The sequence below is a fragment of the Mycobacterium sp. genome (assembly GCF_035653355.1).
Classification (GTDB): domain Bacteria; phylum Actinomycetota; class Actinomycetes; order Mycobacteriales; family Mycobacteriaceae; genus Mycobacterium.
The window spans coordinates 1-3,802 of sequence record NZ_DASRBZ010000271.1 but is presented as its reverse complement, the minus strand read 5'-3'; the positions used below and the strand labels follow the sequence as shown (position 1 = coordinate 3,802).

The 3,802-nt window shown below is 68.2% G+C and carries 2 protein-coding genes and 2 pseudogenes; 2 read left to right on the top strand and 2 right to left on the bottom strand.

Going from position 1 to position 3,802, the window contains the following annotated elements:
- Both VFA16_RS09260 and VFA16_RS09255 read right to left on the bottom strand, forming a co-directional pair.
- Positions 1–1,070: pseudogene (locus VFA16_RS09260) on the bottom strand (hypothetical protein); the annotation flags it as partial.
- A 46-nt stretch (positions 1,071–1,116) separates the two neighbouring features.
- Positions 1,117–1,875: an NUDIX hydrolase gene (locus VFA16_RS09255; RefSeq protein ID WP_324967523.1), complete on the bottom strand. Its 759-nt coding sequence runs from the start codon at positions 1,873–1,875 to the stop codon at positions 1,117–1,119.
- A gap of 214 nt (positions 1,876–2,089) precedes the next feature.
- Between VFA16_RS09255 and VFA16_RS09250 the strand changes: the two genes are divergently transcribed.
- Both VFA16_RS09250 and VFA16_RS09245 read left to right on the top strand, forming a co-directional pair.
- Positions 2,090–3,532 carry a CCA tRNA nucleotidyltransferase gene (locus VFA16_RS09250; protein WP_324967522.1) on the top strand — a complete coding sequence of 481 codons (1,443 nt, stop codon included), beginning with the start codon at positions 2,090–2,092 and terminating at the stop codon, positions 3,530–3,532.
- A gap of 24 nt (positions 3,533–3,556) precedes the next feature.
- Positions 3,557–3,802, top strand: a pseudogene (locus tag VFA16_RS09245) (pullulanase); the annotation flags it as partial.

The window sequence follows — 3,802 nt, the reverse complement described above, 5'->3', positions numbered from 1 at the left end:
GCGGCGCTCAACCCCGGTTCGGCGACGCGCTGGACGGCGTCGAGATCGGCGTGGGCGTATGGAGTCGGGGCCACGCACATCCGGTGGGCCAGCACGCGTAGCCGGTCCAGCCAGCTCACGGCGGCCGCCTGACCGGTTCCGGGATGGGTCGGTGTTCCCGGCTGTTGTGCGCTGCTGTCGGCGGAGTTGGAGACGACGTACCCGGCGGTCATCGCGTTGACGGTGACCAGCAGGTCGGGGTCCACCGCCAAACACAGCGAGCGACCGACCGCGCCATCCGGGTCAACGTCGTGGCTGGTGGCGAACTCAGCTGAGGACAGCAGAACGTCGAGCCGCCCGCCGGTGGCCAGCGCGGTGGCCAGCTCGTCGTCGATCAGCCGCACGGGGAAGGTGCCGCCGGGTGCACCCGGAGACAGGCGGGGACGGTCGGCCAGCGGCCACAGCATGGTGATCTGCACCGGCTTGGACGTGTCGGGCGCAACGACGGAGCTCAACGGGTCGGTGGAGGTTTTGGTCGGCTCGGGCGGCACCCCCACCACCGGCAGCAGGAATCGGGCGTTGTCGAGCCGGGCAGGCGCGCCGTAGTCGGGTGTGCCGTTGACGTTTATCAGCAGCGGATAGACGCCGGGCTGATCGATGGCCAGCGACGGTTTGGTCAACGAACGCACCGGGGCGGACAGCGTGAACCCGCTCTTTTGTCCGCGCTGCAATTCGGTTGCCACGGTGAGGAAATCGGCGGCCGGTTGGTACTGGTCGGTGCCGCCGTCGAGGCTGGTGCGCAAGGCCGCCGACGAGGTGACCGCCGGCGCGTGCTCGAGCCGGACCATCACGTCGCGAACCGGGCGGTCGCCGATGTTGGTGACGATTCCCTTGACGGTGACGACCGGCTCGCTGGTGGTGGTGACGACGTCGGGGGTCACCTGGTCGACGCGGATTTGGACGAACGGGGTCGTGCCGGGTTCGCCCGCGGCGGCGCGCGGCGCGGCGGTGGGCACGATGAGGAGGGCGAGTATGCCGGCCACTACGGCGAGGCACGAGGCGGCCGCCCGCGAAAGCCGCGGCCGGGTCAAAGCGCCGCTCCTCCTCATCGCTTCGCTCTGCATCGTCGCCGGCGGGTCACGGCCCTGGACCGCGACCGTTCTTCCGGCCGGGTGCGGATTCGTCGGACCGACGGCGGTGGGCGTGCGAATGCGTCTGTGGCCGCCGTCGCGGCGAGCTCGGCGGAAGCGGCGGCAATGCGTCCGGACCGTCCGTTTGCAGCTTGTCGATCAGTTCGTCGGCCACCTCGGCCAGCCGGCGTTCGTCGGCGTAGGCCAACTTCGATGGCAGTTCGCGTATCGGCACCCACGCCACCTCGGCGACTTCGACGTCGTCGTCGGATAGTTCGCCGCCGGAGAACCGCATCAAATAGTGATGGACCGTCTTGTGCACCCGCCGCCCGTCGGTGACGAACCAGTAGTCGATGCTGCCCAGCGCGGCGAGCACACTGCCGCGGACGCCGGTCTCTTCGGCGACCTCCCGCATAGCCGTCTGCTCAGCCGTCTCGCCGACTTCGATGTGGCCCTTGGGGAGCGACCACAACATCCGACCGCGCCGGTCGATGCGACCGATCAAGGCCGCGACCTGTTCTTCACGCGGCTTGTCAATACCGTCGATCACCAATCCGCCGGCAGAGGTTTCATGCACTGTGCGTAGCCGCTCGGGTCCGCGACGCGACGAGCGGGAGCGCGACGACTTCGCTGATCCGGCATCCGATGCCGCGGTGGTTCCGCCGGTCGCCTGGTTGGCTGAGCGGTGTTCGGACGAACCGGCCGCGCGCCGACCGCGACGCCTGCCCCGGCGCCGACGAGCTTTGCCTTGTTCGTCGTCCGACACCCAAGCGATAGTAGCTGGCGCAGTTGCGCGTTCCCGGGCCACTCGCCGGTAGCAGCCTGCGCGATCGCTTGATTAAGCGCTGCAACTGGGTCTGATGGTCGCGCTCCTCCTCCCGCCGCAAGCGGCACGCATCGTCGCACGACTGGGTCTGATGGTCGCGCTCCTCCTCCCGCCGCAAGCGGCAGGCATCGTCGCACGACTAGGCTCATCGAACGTGCCCGACACCGCCCAAGACGCCGACCTGCTGACCGCAGCTGCGGTGGCCTTGAACCGGCACGCCGGGCTTTTGCGCGAGCTGGGGGCATTGTTCACCGAGGCGGGCCACGAGCTGTATCTGGTCGGAGGATCGGTGCGCGACGCGGCGCTTGGGCGGCTCAGCCCGGACCTCGACTTCACCACCGGTGCTCGGCCCGAGCAGGTGCAGGCGATCCTTCGGGGCTGGGTCGACGCGTTGTGGGACACCGGGATCGAGTTCGGCACAGTCGGCGTCGGCAAGGGCGATCACCGCCTGGAGATCACCACGTTTCGCGCCGACCGCTACGACCGGGTGTCACGCAACCCGCAGGTGCGCTTCGGAGACCGCCTGGAGGACGATCTGGCCCGCCGCGACTTCACCGTCAACGCGATGGCGGTGCGCGTCACGCCAAGCGGGCCCGGCGAATTCGTCGACCCGCTGGGCGGTTTGGCGGCGCTGCGCGCCGGTGTGCTGGACACGCCGGCGACGCCGCAGGAGTCGTTCGCCGACGACCCATTGCGGATGTTGCGGGCTGCTCGGTTCGTTTCGCAGCTCGGGTTCACGGTCGTCCCGCGGGTGCGTTCGGCGATCGAAGACATGGCGCCGCAACTGGGCCGGATCACCGCTGAACGGGTAGCCGCGGAATTGGACAAGCTGCTGCTCGGCAAGGACCCGGTGGCCGGTATCGACTTGCTGGTGCAAACCGGGATGGGTGAAGTGGTTTTGCCGGAAGTCGGCGCCATGCAGATGGCCATCGACGAACACCACCAACACAAAGACGTCTACCAGCATTCGCTGCGGGTGTTGCAGCAAGCCATCGACCTCGAGGACGAGGGCCCGGATCTGGTGTTGCGCTGGGCCGCGCTGCTGCACGACATCGGCAAGCCCGCCACCCGCAAGCACGAACCCGACGGCAGGGTGAGCTTTCACCACCACGAGGTGGTCGGCGCCAAGATGGCCCGCAAACGTCTGCGGGCGCTGAAGTACTCGAAACAGATGGTTGAGGACGTCTCGCAGCTGGTGTACCTGCACCTGCGGTTCCACGGCTACGGCGAGGGCAAGTGGACCGACTCGGCGGTGCGCCGCTATGTGACCGACGCGGGCCCACTGCTGCCGCGGCTGCACAAACTGGTCCGCGCCGACTGCACCACCCGTAACGCGCGCCGGGCGGCCCGACTGCAGTCCAACTACGACCGCCTGGAGGCGCGGATCTCCGAACTGGCCGCCCTAGAGAATCTGGCGCGGATACGTCCCGATTTGGATGGCAACGAGATCATGGAGATCCTCGATATCCCGCCCGGTCCGCAGGTGGGTGAGGCGTGGCGCTACCTCAAAGAGCTGCGGTTAGAACGCGGGCCGTTAACTCGAGAGGAAGCGACTGCAGAGCTGCTGTCCTGGTGGAAGGCACGCGGGAACCGGTAACAGCTGGGCGGCGTCGTTACTCGCATGGAGTACTGCCTTGGCGGTGACGACGGCGCGGCAAGAATCTGGGACGGCCAACCGGACCTAGACCTCGACCACGACGGCCGGTTCGACGCGGTGGGGCTGGACTTCGACGGTGACGGGCTCCGTGATGACGCGTTGGCCGATTTCGACGGCGACGGATTGGCTGACCATGCGGTGCTTGATCTTGATAACGACGGCACTGCCGAGAGCTACTTCACCGACGACGGAACCGGGACGTGGCAGGTT